The following is an 18,140-nucleotide window of genomic DNA, read 5'->3' on the forward strand; positions in this document are numbered from 1 at the left end:
GCTGGCATTACGAGTTATCTTTAGGGTATTTCCAATAGGCAATAACCCTACTTTGCCGTCATTTTTTTTCTCCTTCATTTGATGGGCGTACCATCTTATATTTTTAAGGCTTTCCGCTTACCGTAAAATTTGCGGTGCCCATTTCCGTTTCTAGCGGAATCGTTAATTCATATAATCCATCGGACACATTGGGAACCGAAAAAACCAAATCGCCTTTAGAGTCCTTGACCAAGGTGATAATCTCTTTCCCAAAAGTACCGATATAGGTTTCCCGATTAAATTTGGAACCTGTATCCGGAATGATCACAATTTCATACGGAAACACTTGTTTTTCAGTAGTCTCATGAAATAAAGAAACTTCACTGGCCATGGCCAGATTACGATCTTTCTCATGCGTACTACAAGAATACAGTGCCAACATACCTATTAGGAAAATGCGGGCCATGGGTTTGGCCATATTCCTTTGTGTGTTAAGCGTATCCATACTCCAGTGTTCATTCAGAAAGCCAAATTACAGTGGATTACTATGCGTGTCAATACCCATTAATGGGTATTTTTTGGCCGTTTTTGGCCTAAAAACCGTCTTATAAAGAAAAGTGGGCGTCGAATTCGGCTATGGCATAACCATTTTTTATAACCGTTTTGTATGGTTCGGACCCTGGCTCTAAAAGCAAGTTGGTATGGTTAAAATGAATAAAGTGGATCTTGCTTTTTTCGCTTGCATGTAATGTATGGAACCGTTGCATGCTTTCGATAATGAATGGATGGGGAATTTCGGCAATATTTCTGTGGCCAATTTCGGCGCCGTCATAAAAGGTGGCGTCCAAAAAAGCATAATCTACCTTTTTGATTAACGTTTCAATGGGGGTGTCCCACCGTTCCCATTTGTCTATGTCGGGAATAAACAGGGCTTTTTTGTTAGGCCCTTCTATGATAAACCCAACAGTTTCAGAATATTCATCCCTATGAGGTACTTTAATAGGGGTAACTTGAATGTTGGGGTTTAACCTAATGGCTTTTTCATTTTCTAATGGGACTATTCTAATGTTCTTTTGGTCTACCAACTGGCTCCAGGGGCCATTGGTTTCTAAGAATGATTTCATTTTTGGCATGGCAAAAACCGGAACTTCTTTGGCATTCAGGGCTTCCCTACCCAAAAACATAAGTCCCGTATAATGCCCAATGTGGGCATGGGTTAGAAAGATACCATCGGGTTCGGACTCTACACCAAAACCGGCCTTAACTTGCAGGTGTCTTAATTGTTTTGGAAAATCGGGTGTGGCTTCAAAAACATAGCGTTCTTGGTTGGTGTGGTCTATGAGCCCTAGGGAAACTACCCGTAGGCTGGGGTCTGGTGCCTTGAAACGATTTTGGCAACATTCTTTTTGGCAGGCTATTTGGGGTGCCCCGGCATCTTGTACCGTACCCAAAACCACAATTTCAATTTCTGGGGTGGCATGCTTTATTTCCCCAACTTTGGCCGCTATGGGTTCTGTGGTATTCTTTGTGGACTTGCTTTGTTCTTTACATCCCCATAGTATTAGTAAAAGTATAAGATAGCGCATAAAGGGGTATTATAAATGTTTGTAGACTTCGTTGAAAGGTACCCTAAACCGCGGTCCATAGATTCCTTGTTCTGAACGAATACCACAACCAATAACCATATTGATCTCTGCCTTGGCCGGTATACCCAAAATACGTTTTACCCTTTTGGTATCGCTGCCCTCCATGGGGCAGGTATCATAGCCGATGGCGGCCATGGATAACATAAAATTCTGTGCGGCCAATCCGGCACTTTTATGTGCAACGATACGCATATCTGAACGGGTAACCTGACGGTACATTGGCTTGAAAAGACCCATTATTCCGAAAACTACTTGCTTTATACGGCCCAGAATGCCCAAAAAGTCACTGTATAATGTGGGTATGAGTTTGCGGTAATAATTCAGCGCAAATTTTTCACGTTTACTAAAATCAGCTTCTTCTTTGTGCCCGTATTGGGCCTCGAGAAACCCAATATTGGCTTGGGCTCTTTTTTTCCATAAATCTTTACGCACCACCACCACGACCATTTGTTTTGCGGTTTTGGCCGCATTTTGGTCTAGGCAGGCAGTACTTAGTTGTTTAAGTAACCCAGTATCTTCGACATGGTAAAACTCCCATAACTGTAAATTGCTACTGGTTGGGGCCAAATGTGCATTTTCTAAACAAGTACGCACCTTTTCGGAATCTAAACTTTCGTCTGCTTCGAAAACCCTTACCGACCGTCTATAATGGATTGCTTCCGTTACCGTTTTTTCCATTTTGAAGTTTTCCCAAAGCTAACTATTATGTAGGTAAACAGGCGCAAAGCATCGTATAATTAGGCTCTCATTTGCTTTTAAGCACAACTTATGGTAACACTATGGGTATGACTATTGTCGGTAGAGCTTGTAACGGTTACACTTTTGTTCGATTTTAAATCGGTAAAATGGGCCGCAGTAACACGAATGGTATGATTGTGACCCGAACCCCCTTGTATGCTATAGGTTTTTTCGGAACCTGCCTCAACATCGGCCTTAGATACCGTTAGGGTATGGCCATGGTTCGAACCGATATTACTTGTGGTACCATTGGCTAAACAGTCTGCACCATTATTTCCTTCCCCATTTCCTGTGTTGGGTCCACTATCGCCACTATCACTGGAACAACTGATTATGGGTGCCACAGAAACACCTAGGGCAAGAACTGCCAATCCTTTTTGTAAAAATGATTTTCTATCCATTGCAATTGTTTTTAATAATTCAATGGCAGTTTGAAATGGTACTTAAATTTAGAAAAACCTATAGTAAAAGTGAGATTTACCTACCAGTTATACCATTTCAATTTTGAGGTTCAACCAATAAAAAAGCTGGAATTTTTTCTTTGGGCGAAAAAGAAATCGAAGATTCACGAACTCCTAGGAAAACAGACAAGATTGTGAGCTAATATCTAAGCATAGCCAAAGCTACGGTTCTATTTTATATTGATGACCAAAGGTAAAAAGAACCATTTTTTAGGTAGTATTTCAATGTTGAAATGGTATTATTTATAAACACAAAAAAGTGTCCTCAAAAATACTAAGGACACTTCAGCTAATGGTTAAATGAAAACCGCCGTGCGTAGCGGTCGGAATAGTGTTCACGTTTGCCACGATTTTAGTCGCGGAATGCCCTTGTTGGTTAGGACATGAATCATTTTTACTTCAATCCGTAGCGTTGGTCAACGGATTGAGATAAATGCGATCATCGCAAATGTGTAGGCTAAGAAGAACATGATTAGGGCAATGGTAAGCGTCGTTTTTGCTTTCATGATTAATGATTTTAGTGAAACAACAACTTAGCACTTCTTAGGTCTAATTAATTTACATTATGAAAGCGGTTTTCATACAATTGATAGTCTAATGTATCGATGAAATACCCAAATCATCGATATGTTGTGCTTTTTTATAGAATATTCCATAATATTTGAGGGAAAATCCCTTTAATAATATTGTGGGCGAATTCTGCTATGGTTTATATGATCCGGCTTTTACTTACATTTGAATATGGCCATATCTTTATTGTTCCTTCCTGATATTTCGGGTTATACCCAGTTCGTTCAAAGTACAGAAATAGAACATAGCCAGCATGTTATTGCTGAACTCTTAGAGGTGCTTATCAAAGCCAATACGTACGGAATGGAATTGGCTGAAATTGAAGGCGACGCCCTTTTCTTTTATTTGGAAGCTAAGGTATTGCCCCCAGCAGATATGTTACTTTTGGTAGAGCAAATGTTTACGGCTTTTCACAGTCATTTGGCCTTGTTACAACGCAATCGAATTTGCCCATGTAATGCCTGTAAAAAGGCCCCGGATTTAAAACTGAAGATCATCGCCCATGCCGGTAGCCTGGAGTTTCTGGACATAAGGGGTAACCACAAACCTTTTGGGCCCTCGGTAATTGAAGCACACCGATTAATGAAGAATTCGGTGCCCCACGATTCCTATTTTTTGATATCCGATGCCTTGGGTAAGGCCATGGAAACTACAATAAACGATACGGAACTATTTTCTTTTACAAGCGGTAAAGACGTGTATGATGGTGCGCCAATTGGATATACTTATGCCTTTATCGACGATCAAAGATTGAAACTTTACCCCCATGAATTGCCAAAATTCATGGCCTTTGATCGAAATGCCGACCATGTTTTGCATCAAGACTTTCCGGTTTCTGCCAATACGTTACTCGAATTACTTACCAATTATCGCTTTCGCGACGAGTGGTTGACAGGTGTAGATGAGTTTCGATATACGAATACAGAGGTTACCCGCTTGGGAACCGAGCACGTATGTGTAATTAATGGGAAGCACCTAAATTTCGTTACGGTTAGTAAGAAAGCCCCGGAAGGTGTTTTGGTATATGGCGAAGAAACACACGATACCCCAGTGGTAGATACCCTTTGGCAGTTCTACCTGATCCGTGCGGTCGATGAGCATAGTTGTGCGCTGACACTCGAGCTTTTTTGGGAGGTTCAGAACTGGGGGAAACGCCTGTTATTTAACTTGGCTTTAAAACGTTTGTTTAAAGCCAATGCAAAAAAAGCCCTAGCCGGTCTATTGTATTTTGCCGAGGGTTATAATGACTTGAAAATTGAAACGACCCTCAATTAAGCCCAGAAGCGTATTGAGGGCCGACACAACTATTTTTATTCACCGCCAATAGGAATTAATACCTCTAGGCTTTCCTGCCTAAAAGTGGGTTGGCCTGGCTCAAAATAGAAATCTAATTTTCTTCGGATGCCCTGAGTCATTATAGCTATCGAGATTGCACCTAGGTAGTTTACTTCTTGGCTACGACCACTGGAGATTCTGATAGTAAAAACCAATTTCCTTGACCATCCTTAACAGCAAGGATCAAGGAATTAAACTGCATTTGTTTACCGACAAATCGAACCTTGGCATAGGCGGTATTTCCATTTAATTTAGGTTCTTCAACGATAACTTTACGTTGATCGCCGCCAAACTCTTTACGTTTAATTTTATCTAGATAGGTCGATTTATCCATTATTGTCAATTCATGACTTCCGAATAAACGGTTCATAACAATGCGGTAATGCGGATGTAGATATTGGTCCAATTCGGCTGCATCTTGACGATCACCGGCTTCGGAAAAATTCTGGATCAAGGTTCTGATTTTTTCAGTATCCTGGGCATGCGATAGTGCTCCTAACATACAGAATACCAGTAAAGGGAATACAATTTTAAAATTCATAATGTGGATTTATAGGGTTATTTGAATAGAAGTTCTCATTATGGAATGATGTTTAAAATCGTCTTCTTGACTGTAAGCCAGAAGAAGGTGGTAGCTTTTACCCGGTTTTAGGTTTTTTTGATAAGGCGATTTAGGTTGATGCGGAAGTGAGAAGCGAACTGTCGAAAGTTTTTCGTTTTCGTGGCCCGCTGTTTCTGAAACCGAAATGGGTGCGCCAAAAGTTGTAAGGGGCCTGTAATCGCCCGGACGCAGGGTAAAATGCTCGACGATTTCGACTTTATGCCCATTGATACGACCCATGAGCAAGTAGGTACCCGATAAACCTGGCTTTTCATTGAAGCCAATAGCAACCCACCCCTGTGTTGGGGCTTGAATAACGAAATTAACACGTTCGGTTTCGTGGCTCCAATGTACCGTCATATTTTTGACTTGAACCGATTTGGGTTGTGCATATAAAAGAGGAAACGATAAACACATGAGTAATATGGTTTTCATAATATTGATATATCAACATATTGATTAAAAAATTTAAGTCATATTGTTGCGTATACGTTTCAAGTATTGACTAAGCTGTGTAATTTCCGCTATAGAAAAGCCGGCGATACTCTTTCTACGATGTCTTTGGATCATGTCTTGATGCTCTTTTTCGAAAGCCTTGCCTTTCTGGGTCAATACGATATGATGTATTCTTTTATTTTTAGCATCTATTTGTCTAATTATAAAACCCTTGCCTTCCAAAAGATCCAATGTTCTTTTAATAGAGGCGGGGTCGCGTTGCGAGCGTTGGGCCAATTCGCGTTGGTTAAGCCCGCTATATTGGGCAATAACCTTTAAAAGTACCCATTGATCAACCGTTATACCCAAACCCAAAGCATCGAACTCACGTTGTGAATATTTTTTGGCCACTTTTAAGGTTTGATCTATTTGGAACAATATGACTTCTTCTAGCTCTTGCATATAAAACGTTAACGCACTAAAAGTACAATTTAATGTTGATACATCAATATGTGTGTGTGAAATATTATTTCTAGAGTTTTAGTTTAGTATGTTTTTTTAATGGATACTGTCTTTGTACTGCACTTTTAATTCGTCCAATCTTTGGTGTAATTGGGTTCGGATGTCGGCAAAGGCTTCATTTTCGTACTCATTGCGCATCTCTTGGGGGTCTTTTTCAAGATCATAAAGTTCCCAATGGTCCATACCGTGGTAAAAATGGATCAGTTTGTAGCGATCGGTCCGAACCCCATAATGCCGGTGCACATTGTGTTCCGAAGGGTGTTCGTAATAGGTATAGTATAAGGCATCGCGCCAAGCTGTTTTGTCCCCTTTGGTAATATTACGTAACGAAAGTCCTTGGTTGTCTTCGGGTATGGGGGCACCGGCATAATCTAAAAATGTGGCGGCAAAATCTAGATTCTGTACCAAATCGCTCGAGCGGCTTCCGGCTTTGATCTCTTTGGGATACTTGATTAGTAGGGGCGTTCGGAACGATTCTTCATACATAAAACGCTTGTCGAACCAACCGTGTTCCCCCAAATAAAACCCTTGGTCGGAGGTATAGATGACAATGGTATTTTCTTCGAGTCCGTTTTCCTTAAGGTAATCGAGTACTTGGCCCACCCCATCGTCTACCGATTGAATGGTGCTTAAATAGTCTTGCATATAACGCTCGAACTTCCATTGGGCCAAATCGTCACCTTCAGGGGTATCGGCCAAAAATTTCTCGATAATAGGTTCGTAATGGGCATCCCAGTGGGCCCGTTGGGTACTGTCCATGCGGTCGTACATATTTTTGGCATGCTTACGACGGGGATCTTCGATGGTACCTTCTTTATCGAGCATTTTTAGATCATAAACCAAGCCCATATGTTCCATAATGCCCATTTCGTGTTGGGCGGCGGCAGGCCTACCCTCATAATCGTCTTTGTAATTGGCGGGCGGCGTGAAATTCTTAGTGTCGTAACGGTCTAAATATTTGGCCTCAGGCATCCAGGTACGGTGGGGTGCCTTTTGGTGGTAGAGTAATAAAAAGGGTTTGGTGGTATCGCGTTTGGTCTCCAACCAATCCAAGGCAATATCGGTGGTAATGTTGGTCACATAACCCGGTATACGCTTTTTTACCCCATTCTCTATAAAATCCGGATTGTAATACTGGCCCTGTCCGGGTAGTATATTGTAATAATCAAAACCCTGGGGGGTACCATGCAAGTGAATTTTACCTACCAAAGCGGTTTGGTAACCGTTGGCCTGAAGCTGTTTGGCCACGTTATCCTGATCCCAATTAAAAGGTTTGTGGTTATCTATTTTTCCGTTAATATGACTGTGTTTTCCCGTTAGCATAACCGCACGGCTGGGCGCACAGATCGAATTGGAAACAAAGGCCCTATCGAACAACATACCCTCTTTGGCGATCCGATCGATATGGGGTGTTTCGTTCAAGCCATGGCCGTAGGCACTTATGGCTTGGTAGGCATGATCATCGCTCATAATAAAAACGATATTGGGGGGTGGGCTCGATGGACTTGCTTCCTTGGGTTGTTGTTTACAACTCACCATAAAAGCGAGTGTTAAAACGATTAGGAATGGGTTGCAGAAAGTAGTAGCGGTGGTCATAGGGTTTGGAAATTTCTTAAAACTACACATTCCCCGTCTTTCCTAAAAATCAGTCCGCTAAATGATGATCGCACGGCCTTAAACATCGGTTTTTAGGCAATTTTCGGTTTTTTGGGTGACAAATACCGGTGCGTTTGTGTCTCAATGAAAAATAACTCACCAACATGGACACTATTACGCAATCTTTACAGAACTTTTATAATACCCTGGCCGAAGGCGCCGGGGATTGGGGGCTAAAGCTTTTAGGGGCTTTGGCCGCCTTGATCATCGGACTTTGGATTATCCGTATGGTCATGAAGGCTGTTTCTAAAGTGTTTCATAATAAACATATAGATGAAACATTACGCCCTTTTCTTTTAACCCTGATCGGATTTTCACTCAAAGTACTGCTCTTTATTTCCATTGCCGGTATCGTTGGGGTGCCCACTACATCCTTTGCCGCTATTTTGGCGGGTGGGGCCTTGGCCATAGGATCGGCCTTTAATGGTTCCTTGGGGCATATGGCCTCTGGGGTTATGCTATTGATCTTTAAACCCTTTAAGGTGGGCGATCTGATCCGTACCTCCGATGCCTTTGGCTTTGTTAAGGAAATCTCGGTCTTTGTGACTATAATCGAAACCTTTCAGAACGAGACCGTGATCATACCCAATTCAACCATTACCTCGGGTAAGATTACGAATTTGTCTACCATTGGCAACCTACGTATTGATATGCCTTTTGCCATTCGCTACGGGGCCGATATCCAAAAGGCACAGCAAGTGGTTTTAGAGGTGCTGAACCATGATCCCAATGTATTACAGGCCGGTGCCACTGCCCCTAGGGTTGCGGTGAATAATCTGGGTGAAAATGCCGTTGAATTAATGGCCATGCCCTATGTGGCCTGTGAACATTATTGGGACGTTTTTTGGGACACCCGACAAAAAATCGTGGAAGCTTTGGGCGCTTCCGGATACGAAGCACCGTTCCCGCAACGTGTAGTAACTATGAACGCATAACCTGACCCCCCTTTGTACTTAACCGCCACCAACACATTTCTTCCCCATTTTTAATAGAAAGGCCCGCTGGTAATTTGCCAACGGGCCTTTTCTAATAGAAGTATCGATTTTTTATCCCTTGGGCTTGCTGCGCATATATATATTGCCCGAAATGGTTTCCATTTTAACCATATCGCCCCCATTGTTTATGCTACCATAAACTTTGTTCCCATGATCGCCTTTACTGTTAAAGCTGATTTCTAGATCCGAGTAGATGGTTCCGGTGAGCGACTTGGCCCGCACTTCGGCCTTTTTTATAACTACATCTAAATTACCACTAATGGTCTTTAGTTTCAGTGGACCGTTGTAATTGGCCAGCTCTACATCGCCCGAAATAAGATCGGTAGTTAATTCCCCTTCGAAGGTTTGGGCACTTAAACTCCCCGAAATACTCTTTACCTTAAGTTTTATGCCTTTGGGCAGATAAACGACATACTCCAATTTGGTGGTGGAATGGCAATCGGTATAACTTCCCTTTTTCCCCTTTTTTTTGAAATAGTCGCCAAAATCGGAATAAATCTTTAACCCAGATCCCGATTTTTCGGAAACCAAGGAATATGAATCGTTTCCGGCGCCATCGTCTATATGTACCGTGGCCACTACCTTAATTTCCGATTGGTTCCAATGTTGCAATTGTATATCGCCGGCAAATTTAAAATCGACGAAGACTTCCTGTCCCCTGCTAAGCCTTTCCGTTTTTTCTACGGTGCGCTGTGCCATTACTGAAAGGCTTCCGAATAAAAGGGTGAGTGCGAATACGAATGAATTTTTCATAACTGTTCGTTTATTTAATGATGTAGATTGATAGTTTTAAAAGGCTATTTCTTCCTAAGGTATACATTACCAACACTAGATGATAGTTTTATCAAAACACCACCCCCGTTGATTTGGGTATCGATCTTACGATTGGCCCCAACTACTTTCATGCCTTCTTCTTGCTGGTATTTGACATCGAAATCGGTAAATACGTTCCCCATGGTCGATTTTAGCTCTAAATTGGCTTTGGTATTGGCCGGAAGACTAACGTCTACCGCCCCGGTAGAACTGCGTAAGGAGATGGGAGACGTTTGGTTTACCTCGGTAAAAACCACTTCAATGTTCCCTGTGGAAGTGCGGGCTGTAATAGGGCCTGTTACATTGGTCAAGACAACCCCGCCTACATTGGAGTTTACCTCTATATCCGAGTCGAAGCCGTTGACATCGGCGCTACCTAAGTTTCCGGTATCTATAGAAAGATCTATGCCTTTGGGTAGGGTAAACCGCAGTCCGCTACGCTGCATAAACGATTTTAAATCTTTCACTTTGAGTACATCGCCTTCTTTTTCAACAGAAAATCCAAAACCGTTGGTATTGTCGTTTCCTCCGGCATAAATAGGGGTAAGCCCCTTGGCGCGTTCGTCTATTTGATCGTCGTTATGGTCATGGTGTTGGTGCCCGTCTTTGGTTTCGATATGGCCAATGACAAGTTCGTTGCTGTTTCCGGTTTTGAATTCCATGGTGGTATTGCTACTTACCACAACTTTTTTGATCCCGGATAGGGAATGGGTATAGGACTTTTGTGCATGGGCCATTAGGCATACGGACAAAAATGCTATGAGGGTACTTACTTTTTTCATGATGCTAATTTTAATTGATGATTATATTAATTGGGTAATCCCGTTATTCAGTTGCTCTTTGACATAGATGGGGGTTTCTTGGGTCTCCAAGAGTTTTTTCATGGGCTCGAGCGCTCTTTTTTCCTGTAACCTTACCAATATGCCAATCAGTTCTATCTGTAAACTGGGATCTTTTTCCGTATTCAGGGCCTCAATCAAGGCAGCCCTGGCTTGTTGTGAACTTTTGAAGTTGCCCAGGGCCTCTGCAGCCGCCAAACGTACATTACTGTTGGCGTCGTAGAGTAGCCGATCGGCGAGGGCCTTGATCAATGTAGCGTCCGGTTGGGCGATTTCCTCGGTATAGTTTACGGCCTGTATACGCTTGCTGGGCGATCGGTTTTCCATGAGGGCCAACATCATTTGTTGTTTTAAGACTTTCGATTCTTGCTGTAGGGCACTGATCTGTTCTTGGGAAGTATCCCCAGATCTTAAACCGCCTAAAAAGAACCCACCCATGACCAAAGCGATACTGGCCGCGATCTGAAAGGCTGTTTTCCAAGGAAATTCTTTTTTGTGTGCCATATGCACCACTTGCGCTTGTTGTTCCTCGGCCAACATATCGAGAAAACCATCGCGTAAACGGTCGCTGGGGGTTTCTTGCGGAACCTGCCCGAACAACGTCATTAATTTTTGCTGGGCCTCCAGCTCGGCCTGACAGCTTGCACAACTTTGAAGATGGGCTTTGAACCGCTGCTTTTCTGCCTCGGCCAAACTACCGTCTAGGTAATCGAGTATGTTATTTTCAAACTGCTTACAATCCATAATTACCTCATTTGGTCCGGAAATTCATGCTCTGGTCGCCTAAGCGCTTTCGAAATAGATTTTCCTTAATTTTTTCACTACTCTATGGGCTTTTACTTTTACCGCTCCGGCGGTACTTCCCGTCATTTCAGCAATATCTTCATAAGAGATGCCTTGTAAACGGTGCATTATGATCAATTCTTTTTCGGCCACATCCAAACGCTCCATTACCTGGTACAAATGGGCCACTTCTTCATTCGGGGCCTGTACGCTTTCGGGCCGCTCCCCTAGGGCCTCTACATCTATATTTTGGTTCAACCGTTTCTGTTTCTCAAAATGATCGGCCAGATTGTTACGGGCGATCCTAAAGATCCAAGAAACGAATTTGCCACCGCGATACGAATGTTTGTACTTTATGGCCTTGTAAAAGACGTTTTGGGTAAGGTCTTCGCAAACCGCCCGATCGCCCACCATCTGTAACAGAAAGTTATAGATACGCTTGTGATAGCGTTCGAACAACTCCGCCATCAGTTGGAGTTCTCCTTGGGCCACGGCCATCATTATGTCTTCGTCGCTTCGCGTTTGCAATTCGCTTTTTTTAGGTTGGGTTGTTATAAAGACCGGCCATTTTTAAATGGGTTACATCAGGTATGGAATTTTTTTGTAACTAATCAGAGCCTCCTGTTTTGGCTACGAAATGGTCTTTTACGCTCTGTTTTTGTTATTTTTTTCTCACGTAGCGGTGCTACGCTTTGAAAAAAATCACTTCAACAGCGCTCAAAATCCCTATTTCTCGCTTCAAAACCTGCGACACTGATTAGTTACAATTTTTTCTATTTAGGTACCATTTGGTGAAACTATCCATTTTTTTCTAGCTCCCAACAAGCTACTCATTTCGCCTATTACTCTGGCTTCCTAAAAGAGGGAGAGTTTTCAACAATAGGCAAGAACTTGTTAACGGGTCTCCTCGAAATAAGTGCTATAAACAGCTGTAAATCAACACAAAGCTATTTAGAACCATTCCATTTTATGACATCCGTCATGTTTTTTATCTGCCAACGATCCGCTAACTTTAAATCTATTTTCAATCGATAACCATCCAAATTCCTTAGCAGATATGTCTACAAAAACCACTCGGATTCCCCATAAAACCTATACCCACCAAGAAGCCTACGATTCGTCTTTGGCCTATTTTAAAGGCGATGATCTGGCGGCCCAGGTTTGGGTGAATAAATATGCCTTAAAAGATTCCGATGGAAATTTGTACGAATTGAATCCCGACGAAATGCACAAGCGTATCGCCCGCGAAATACATAGGATCGAAAAACGCTATCCGAACCCCATGTCGGAAAAGCAGGTGTACGATTTGATCAAGAACTTTACTTATATCGTTCCCCAAGGCAGCCCTATGGCCGGAATCGGGAATCCGTTTCAGGTAGGGTCACTTTCCAATTGCTTTGTAATTGGTAGTGAAGGCGATTCGTATGGCGGCATTTTTAGGTCGGATCAAGAACAGGTACAACTTATGAAACGCCGGGGAGGGGTGGGGCACGACCTATCGAACATTCGTCCTAAAGGGTCACCGGTAAAGAACTCGGCCCTGACCTCAACCGGATTGGTGCCTTTTATGGAGCGTTTTTCCAATTCTACCCGGGAGGTGGCCCAGGATGGACGGCGTGGTGCTTTAATGCTATCGGTTTCCATTAACCACCCCGATGCTTCCGATTTTATTGATGCTAAAATGGAACAGGGTAAGGTTACCGGGGCTAATGTATCGGTTCGTATAGACGATGCTTTTATGAAAGCCGTGGCCGCCGGAAGCGATTATGAACATAAATTCCCCATACATAGTACCGACCCCACCTATACCAAAACCGCTCCTGCCCAGGAGCTGTGGCAAAAAATAGTACATAACGCCTGGAAATCGGCCGAGCCCGGTATCTTGTTCTGGGATACCATCATCCGGGAATCGGTACCCGACAGTTATGCCGATCAAGGTTTTAAGACCGTGTCTACCAACCCCTGTGGCGAGATTCCGCTTTGTCCGTACGATTCTTGTCGTTTGTTGGCCATCAACCTATTTTCTTATGTAGAACAACCCTTTACCGAGCAGGCCCGCTTCGATTTTACTAAGTTCAAGACCCATATTGGGGCGGCCCAACGCATTATGGACGATATCATAGACCTGGAACTCGAAAAGGTAGATGCCATTCTGCGTAAAATAGCATCAGACCCGGAAGATGATTCCATTAAACGGGTAGAACGCGAACTGTGGGAACAGATCAAGGAAAAGGCACAACAAGGTAGGCGAACGGGAATCGGTATTACGGCCGAAGGGGATATGTTGGCTGCCTTGGGCCTCAGATATGGCTCTGATGTGGCCAATGACTTTTCGGTAGAGGTCCATAAAACCTTGACCTTGGCCGCTTATAGGGCCTCTGTAGAGACCGCCAAAGAGCGTGGGGCCTTCCCTATTTTCGAATTGGAAAAGGAAAAAGAGAATCCGTTTATAAACCGTTTAAAAACGGCCGATCCCGAATTGTATTTCGAAATGAGCGAGCATGGACGTCGGAATATCGCTTTACTGACCATTGCCCCAACGGGTACTACCAGTTTAATGACGCAGACCACTTCGGGGATTGAGCCGGTCTTTTTACCCTATTATAAAAGACGAAGAAAGGTAAACCCCAACGACAGCAATGCACGGGTCGATTTTGTAGATGAGGTAGGCGATTCTTGGGAAGAATATGCCGTTTTCCACCATCGCTTTTCCCAGTGGATGGAGGTAAACGGATACAATCCGGATAAAAATTATAGCTCCGAAGAATTGCAGGCCATGGTGGCCGAATCGCCTTATTATAGGGCTACTTCGAACGATGTCGATTGGTTGAGCAAAGTACGTTTGCAGGGTGCCGTTCAAAAATGGGTAGACCATTCGATCAGTGTTACCATTAACCTTCCGAACGATGTAAGTGAAGCCCTGGTTGGTGAACTCTATTTAGAGGCCTGGAAAGTGGGCTGTAAAGGCATTACCGTATATCGCGATGGCTCACGTACCGGGGTTTTGGTGGCAGATACGCCTGAAAAAGAGGAAGAAACGGAATCCTTATCGCCCTTTCCCACTACCCGACCCAAGGTGTTGGAGGCCGATGTGGTACGTTTTCAGAACAATAAGGAAAAATGGATTGCTTTTATTGGTCTGGTCGATGGCCAACCCTATGAAATTTTTACTGGGTTGGGCGACGATGAAGATGGTATTCTCTTACCCCGATGGGTCGAGGGCGGACTAATCATTAAAAACAAGGACGAAGATGGAAAAACCCGGTACGATTTCCAGTTCAAGAACAAAAGGGGCTATAAAACCACGATTGAAGGCTTGTCGCATATGTTCGAGCCGGCCTATTGGAACTATGCTAAACTAATCTCGGGTACCCTACGCCATGGTATGGCCATAGAAAGTGTAGTAGATTTGGTAAACAGCCTTCAATTGGACGACCAAAATATTAATACCTGGAAAAACGGGGTGGCCCGTGCCCTAAAACGTTATGTGGCCAATGGGGCCAAGGCCAAAAACCAAGAATGCGACAACTGCCAATCTAAAAACCTGATCTACCAAGAAGGTTGCCTAAGCTGCCAAGATTGTGGCTCCTCTAAATGTGGATAGCTGGTTGTGTTGGGTTGTTTAATTGTGTAATCAAGGCAATTCAGCTGAATTGGATACGATTTATTACTTGCTCCCTCTCCCTCAGGGAGAGGGTTGGGGTGAGGGCTGGGGTTGTTCAATCGTCGAATCGTTTCATCCAAAACTCACCTTCCTTTCCAATAGGGTTCAACAAGAAACTTAGACGCCTTTAATCTATTTCATAAATGGGTAATTTATACCAAATACGCCCCTTGGATTATGCGACTTCTCCCTTAGGTCGAAGTGACATCATGTAGGTATTTGGCGATACGCACGAAGCACCATAACCCGTAACTCTTAACTCATAACTGGTTTGTTCAATCGTTTGGTCGTGGCTTCGTATCATCATTTAGTTTACCCTTACTTTGATACAAAAACACCTAAAAAACACCCTTACTTTGTAACAATCACTAGCCTTTCAGTTATAGTAGAGCTGCCGTATGGTCCCTTAAATCAACCTTCCCAATAATTTAACCCAATCCGTAGGCGGCCTATTTAGATTATTTCTTAGTTTTATCGCATGCGGGTGGATTTTAGACATCTCATAGTCGGATTGTTCCTAGGGGCTTTTGTTTTCCTAAGGTTGGGCAATCTGCATGCCTATACCCATGTAGAAGAAGGTACGCATTGTGAGGTCTGTGATATAATTACCACTTCCCAAGAAACCACTCCTTTTTTAAATGAACCCGTGGTCCATTTTGAGTTGGATCCCGTACTACCCAATGCCCAGCTTCATGCGATAGATTTGGGGTACCAACCGCCACGATACTGTTTTGTATTGCCCAGAACGGTGCACAATAAACCCCCACCGGTAGTATAATGGCTTAGGGGAATCTCTACCTACATATTTTTCCATAAAATCGATATCGGAACACTGCTGCCCAACATTGGGGTTGGTGGTATTTTTCGTATTGCTTCCTGTATGATTTTTATACGCATGGTATAGCCAGATTGGCTAGGGACCTAGGCTTTCCCCTAAGATTTACGGCATTCTTCTTTATTGATTCATTCCAATTTTAACCCTATGATAATTACAGATAACCTTACAAAAAAATATGGGGGCCATTTGGCACTCGACCGTTTAAACCTTCAGGTAAAAGAAGGCGAGATTTATTGCTTGCTGGGTGCCAATGGCGCCGGTAAAACGACCACGATTAATTTACTGTTAGGCTTTTTGGAGCCCAGTTCGGGCAGTGCTTTCATCAATCAGGTGAATGTGAAAGAAAATGCACAGGCCACCAAAAAATTCCTGGCCTATATTCCTGAAAACCTCATGTTGTATCCCAGTTTAACGGCATTGGAGAACCTGGATTATTTCTCTGGTATTGCTGGTAAAAAACTGGGTCAAGATGAATTGCGTAACTACCTTTCGGAGGCGGGCTTGCAAGAAGAGGCTTTTGGGAGGCGTATTTCCACCTATTCCAAAGGTATGCGTCAAAAGGTAGGTATCGCCATTGCCTTGGCCAAACATGCCAAAGTATTGCTGTTAGATGAACCTACTTCGGGACTAGATCCCCAAGCGAGTCATGAATTTGGACGCCTGTTGCGCCAACTGTCCAATTTAGGTGTGGCCACCTTAATGGCTACCCATGATCTTTTTAGGGCCAAGGAAGTGGCTACCAAGATCGGTATTATGAAAAATGGTCAGTTAAAACGGGAGTTCTATGCCAATGAGATCAGTCTGGCCGAATTGGAAGAGACCTATCTCGGACTCATGCAACCCAAAGCAGCCGCCCTATGATCTTAAGTACGTTTAAAAAAGAAAACCAAGGCTTTATGCGTAGCGGACGTATTCGTATTGCCTTGCTTACCGTATTACTGCTAATAGCCGTGGCCTTTTGGATAAGTTCGAAACATTACGAGGCCACGAATCGCATGTACGATTCGGCCAAAACCAGCGAACGTGCCAATTGGGATGGCCAAGGGGAAAAGAATCCGCATTCTGCGGCGCATTATGGTACCTATGCCTTTAAACCCAAGTATCCGCTTTCGTTGATCGATCAGGGAGTGGATAAATACGTGGGCAGCTCCATTTTTTTGGAGGCCCATGCCCGCCATGAAGCCCAATTTAGCGAGGCGGCCGATCAAACCGGTTTGGCCCGATTCGGTAATTTAAGTCCCGATTTTATACTGCTGTTTATTATGCCCTTACTCATTATTTTATTGGGCTATAATAGTTTTACCAAAGAGCATGAGATGGGTACCATTACCCTGCTACGTAGCGAAGGCGCGTCTTTTTATAAACTGGCCTTGGGCAAATGGTTGTCCTTGTTTTTTCCGATTCTTGTTATTACTTCCTTGCTCTTTCTAGGTGCCGGTTTGGTCTTGTCCCAATTACCCGATTATGGGGTGTTCCAATGGTCGGCTTTGGGGGACCTTTACGGGGTTTATCTGGTGTATTATATCATCTTCACCAATTTGGTACTATTTATTTCGGCCAAGTCGAAGCGTTCAGGCGTATCCTTGGTACTTTCCCTTTCGTTATGGATTTTAAGCTGTTTGGCCTTGCCCAAAGCGGCAAGTAATGTAGCCGGACATTTACACCCATACCCCACTAGGCAAGAGTTTGCCGCCGAGGTGCTAAAGGATAAGGAAAATGGCTTGGATGGCCATAATCCGTGGAACAAAAAGGCCCAAACCCTACAGGCCGAGGTTTTGGCCGAATACGGGGTAGATAGCCTGCATCAATTGCCATTTAACTTTGATGCCTATCGCATGCAAAAAAGCGAGGAACACGAGGCCGAAATCTACTATAAACATTACGATAAGCTCAAGGAACAATACCGTAAACAAGCTGAGGTCTACGACGGACTAGCCATGGTTTCGCCCTATTTGGCCACCCGTTTTTTGAGTATGTCACTTGCCCATACCGATTATGCAACCCATTGGGGTTTTGCCGATGCCGCTGAGCAATATCGGGTGGCCACCCAGGCTTTCCTAAACGGGAATTTTGCCGAAAATTCGAAATATGGGGAATGGGGGTATCGTGCCGATGCCGATTTCTGGAAAGAACTACCACCCTTTGAGTATGATCCGCCCGAACTGAGTACCATAGTATCCCAAAACCAGCGAAAACTTTGGGTTATGGCACTATGGTGTATCGGTTCTTTCGCTTTGTTGCTTTTCACCACTAAAAAATTGTAGT

18 protein-coding genes are annotated in these 18,140 nt (G+C 43.5%); 6 read left to right on the forward strand and 12 right to left on the reverse strand.

Going from position 1 to position 18,140, the window contains the following annotated elements; genetic code table 11:
- Positions 1–103 precede the first annotated feature (103 nt).
- From B7P33_RS11720 to B7P33_RS11735, 4 genes are all read right to left on the reverse strand, one after another.
- Positions 104–484, reverse strand: a complete 381-nt coding sequence (locus B7P33_RS11720; RefSeq protein WP_097442145.1) for a hypothetical protein — start codon at positions 482–484, stop codon at positions 104–106.
- A 100-nt stretch (positions 485–584) separates the two neighbouring features.
- The gene (locus tag B7P33_RS11725) at positions 585–1,565 is read right to left on the reverse strand and encodes an MBL fold metallo-hydrolase (protein ID WP_097442146.1); all 981 of its coding nucleotides are present in this window, start codon (positions 1,563–1,565) and stop codon (positions 585–587) included.
- Positions 1,566–1,574: 9 nt separating this feature from the next.
- Positions 1,575–2,303 (reverse strand): nitroreductase family protein, encoded by a 729-nt coding sequence (locus B7P33_RS11730; RefSeq protein WP_097442147.1) that lies wholly within the window; start codon positions 2,301–2,303, stop codon positions 1,575–1,577.
- A 77-nt stretch (positions 2,304–2,380) separates the two neighbouring features.
- Complete coding sequence (locus B7P33_RS11735; RefSeq protein WP_097442148.1) at positions 2,381–2,764, reverse strand: hypothetical protein; 384 nt, start codon at positions 2,762–2,764, stop codon at positions 2,381–2,383.
- Positions 2,765–3,565: 801 nt separating this feature from the next.
- Here B7P33_RS11735 and B7P33_RS11740 point away from each other — a divergent pair.
- Positions 3,566–4,669, forward strand: a complete 1,104-nt coding sequence (locus B7P33_RS11740) for a DUF2652 domain-containing protein (RefSeq protein ID WP_097442149.1) — start codon at positions 3,566–3,568, stop codon at positions 4,667–4,669.
- 169 nt (positions 4,670–4,838) lie between these two features.
- On the opposite strand, the gene B7P33_RS11745 is transcribed toward B7P33_RS11740, so the two are convergent.
- From B7P33_RS11745 to B7P33_RS11760, 4 genes are all read right to left on the reverse strand, one after another.
- Entirely contained in the window at positions 4,839–5,270 is a 432-nt protein-coding gene (locus tag B7P33_RS11745; RefSeq protein WP_097442150.1) for a nuclear transport factor 2 family protein, read from the reverse strand.
- A 9-nt stretch (positions 5,271–5,279) separates the two neighbouring features.
- Entirely contained in the window at positions 5,280–5,765 is a 486-nt protein-coding gene (locus B7P33_RS11750) for a DOMON domain-containing protein (RefSeq protein WP_097442151.1), read from the reverse strand.
- Positions 5,766–5,798: 33 nt separating this feature from the next.
- Positions 5,799–6,227, reverse strand: a complete 429-nt coding sequence (locus tag B7P33_RS11755) for a MarR family winged helix-turn-helix transcriptional regulator (protein ID WP_097442152.1) — start codon at positions 6,225–6,227, stop codon at positions 5,799–5,801.
- Between the two features lie 96 nt (positions 6,228–6,323).
- On the reverse strand, positions 6,324–7,883 hold the full coding sequence (locus B7P33_RS11760; RefSeq protein WP_097442327.1) for a sulfatase family protein: 1,560 nt from the start codon (positions 7,881–7,883) through the stop codon (positions 6,324–6,326).
- Between the two features lie 164 nt (positions 7,884–8,047).
- Here B7P33_RS11760 and B7P33_RS11765 point away from each other — a divergent pair, with 164 nt between their 5' ends.
- Positions 8,048–8,878, forward strand: a complete 831-nt coding sequence (locus tag B7P33_RS11765) for a mechanosensitive ion channel family protein (RefSeq protein ID WP_097442153.1) — start codon at positions 8,048–8,050, stop codon at positions 8,876–8,878.
- 111 nt (positions 8,879–8,989) lie between these two features.
- Here the strand turns inward: B7P33_RS11765 and B7P33_RS11770 are convergent, their stop codons facing one another.
- From B7P33_RS11770 to B7P33_RS11785, 4 genes are read right to left on the reverse strand one after another with little or no spacing between them, the layout of a single operon-like run.
- Positions 8,990–9,691, reverse strand: coding sequence for a DUF4097 family beta strand repeat-containing protein (locus B7P33_RS11770; RefSeq protein WP_141402461.1), 702 nt, complete (start codon positions 9,689–9,691; stop codon positions 8,990–8,992).
- 44 nt (positions 9,692–9,735) lie between these two features.
- Positions 9,736–10,533 (reverse strand): DUF4097 family beta strand repeat-containing protein, encoded by a 798-nt coding sequence (locus B7P33_RS11775; RefSeq protein WP_141402462.1) that lies wholly within the window; start codon positions 10,531–10,533, stop codon positions 9,736–9,738.
- 21 nt (positions 10,534–10,554) lie between these two features.
- Positions 10,555–11,334 carry a HEAT repeat domain-containing protein gene (locus B7P33_RS11780; RefSeq protein ID WP_097442156.1) on the reverse strand — a complete coding sequence of 260 codons (780 nt, stop codon included), beginning with the start codon at positions 11,332–11,334 and terminating at the stop codon, positions 10,555–10,557.
- Positions 11,335–11,373: 39 nt separating this feature from the next.
- Positions 11,374–11,901 (reverse strand): RNA polymerase sigma factor, encoded by a 528-nt coding sequence (locus B7P33_RS11785; protein WP_141402463.1) that lies wholly within the window; start codon positions 11,899–11,901, stop codon positions 11,374–11,376.
- 529 nt (positions 11,902–12,430) lie between these two features.
- Between B7P33_RS11785 and B7P33_RS11790 the strand changes: the two genes are divergently transcribed.
- From B7P33_RS11790 to B7P33_RS11805, 4 genes are all read left to right on the forward strand, one after another.
- Positions 12,431–14,977, forward strand: a complete 2,547-nt coding sequence (locus B7P33_RS11790) for an adenosylcobalamin-dependent ribonucleoside-diphosphate reductase (RefSeq protein WP_097442158.1) — start codon at positions 12,431–12,433, stop codon at positions 14,975–14,977.
- A 538-nt stretch (positions 14,978–15,515) separates the two neighbouring features.
- Positions 15,516–15,815: a hypothetical protein gene (locus tag B7P33_RS11795; protein ID WP_097442159.1), complete on the forward strand. Its 300-nt coding sequence runs from the start codon at positions 15,516–15,518 to the stop codon at positions 15,813–15,815.
- A gap of 204 nt (positions 15,816–16,019) precedes the next feature.
- Positions 16,020–16,736 carry an ABC transporter ATP-binding protein gene (locus B7P33_RS11800; protein WP_097442160.1) on the forward strand — a complete coding sequence of 239 codons (717 nt, stop codon included), beginning with the start codon at positions 16,020–16,022 and terminating at the stop codon, positions 16,734–16,736.
- Complete coding sequence (locus tag B7P33_RS11805) at positions 16,733–18,139, forward strand: ABC transporter permease (RefSeq protein ID WP_097442161.1); 1,407 nt, start codon at positions 16,733–16,735, stop codon at positions 18,137–18,139. The genes B7P33_RS11800 and B7P33_RS11805 overlap by 4 nt, the downstream gene beginning before the upstream one ends.
- The last annotated feature ends 1 nt before the right edge of the window (position 18,140 follow it).

It is taken from the genome of Sediminicola luteus (genome assembly GCF_002514735.1).
In the GTDB taxonomy this organism is placed as follows: Bacteria; Bacteroidota; Bacteroidia; order Flavobacteriales; family Flavobacteriaceae; genus HQA918.

Coding starts and splice junctions, on each gene's coding strand:
- B7P33_RS11805 (WP_097442161.1), top strand. CDS start 16,733: ATGATCTTAAGTACGTTTAAAAAAGAAAACCAAGGCTTTATGCGTAGC.
- B7P33_RS11765 (WP_097442153.1), top strand. CDS start 8,048: ATGGACACTATTACGCAATCTTTACAGAACTTTTATAATACCCTGGCC.
- B7P33_RS11780 (WP_097442156.1), bottom strand. CDS start 11,334: ATGGATTGTAAGCAGTTTGAAAATAACATACTCGATTACCTAGACGGT.
- B7P33_RS11800 (WP_097442160.1), top strand. CDS start 16,020: ATGATAATTACAGATAACCTTACAAAAAAATATGGGGGCCATTTGGCA.
- B7P33_RS11745 (WP_097442150.1), bottom strand. CDS start 5,270: ATGAATTTTAAAATTGTATTCCCTTTACTGGTATTCTGTATGTTAGGA.
- B7P33_RS11725 (WP_097442146.1), bottom strand. CDS start 1,565: ATGCGCTATCTTATACTTTTACTAATACTATGGGGATGTAAAGAACAA.
- B7P33_RS11790 (WP_097442158.1), top strand. CDS start 12,431: ATGTCTACAAAAACCACTCGGATTCCCCATAAAACCTATACCCACCAA.
- B7P33_RS11770 (WP_141402461.1), bottom strand. CDS start 9,691: ATGAAAAATTCATTCGTATTCGCACTCACCCTTTTATTCGGAAGCCTT.
- B7P33_RS11735 (WP_097442148.1), bottom strand. CDS start 2,764: ATGGATAGAAAATCATTTTTACAAAAAGGATTGGCAGTTCTTGCCCTA.
- B7P33_RS11775 (WP_141402462.1), bottom strand. CDS start 10,533: ATGAAAAAAGTAAGTACCCTCATAGCATTTTTGTCCGTATGCCTAATG.
- B7P33_RS11730 (WP_097442147.1), bottom strand. CDS start 2,303: ATGGAAAAAACGGTAACGGAAGCAATCCATTATAGACGGTCGGTAAGG.
- B7P33_RS11795 (WP_097442159.1), top strand. CDS start 15,516: ATGCGGGTGGATTTTAGACATCTCATAGTCGGATTGTTCCTAGGGGCT.
- B7P33_RS11720 (WP_097442145.1), bottom strand. CDS start 484: ATGGATACGCTTAACACACAAAGGAATATGGCCAAACCCATGGCCCGC.
- B7P33_RS11740 (WP_097442149.1), top strand. CDS start 3,566: ATGGCCATATCTTTATTGTTCCTTCCTGATATTTCGGGTTATACCCAG.
- B7P33_RS11755 (WP_097442152.1), bottom strand. CDS start 6,227: ATGCAAGAGCTAGAAGAAGTCATATTGTTCCAAATAGATCAAACCTTA.
- B7P33_RS11760 (WP_097442327.1), bottom strand. CDS start 7,883: ATGACCACCGCTACTACTTTCTGCAACCCATTCCTAATCGTTTTAACA.
- B7P33_RS11750 (WP_097442151.1), bottom strand. CDS start 5,765: ATGAAAACCATATTACTCATGTGTTTATCGTTTCCTCTTTTATATGCA.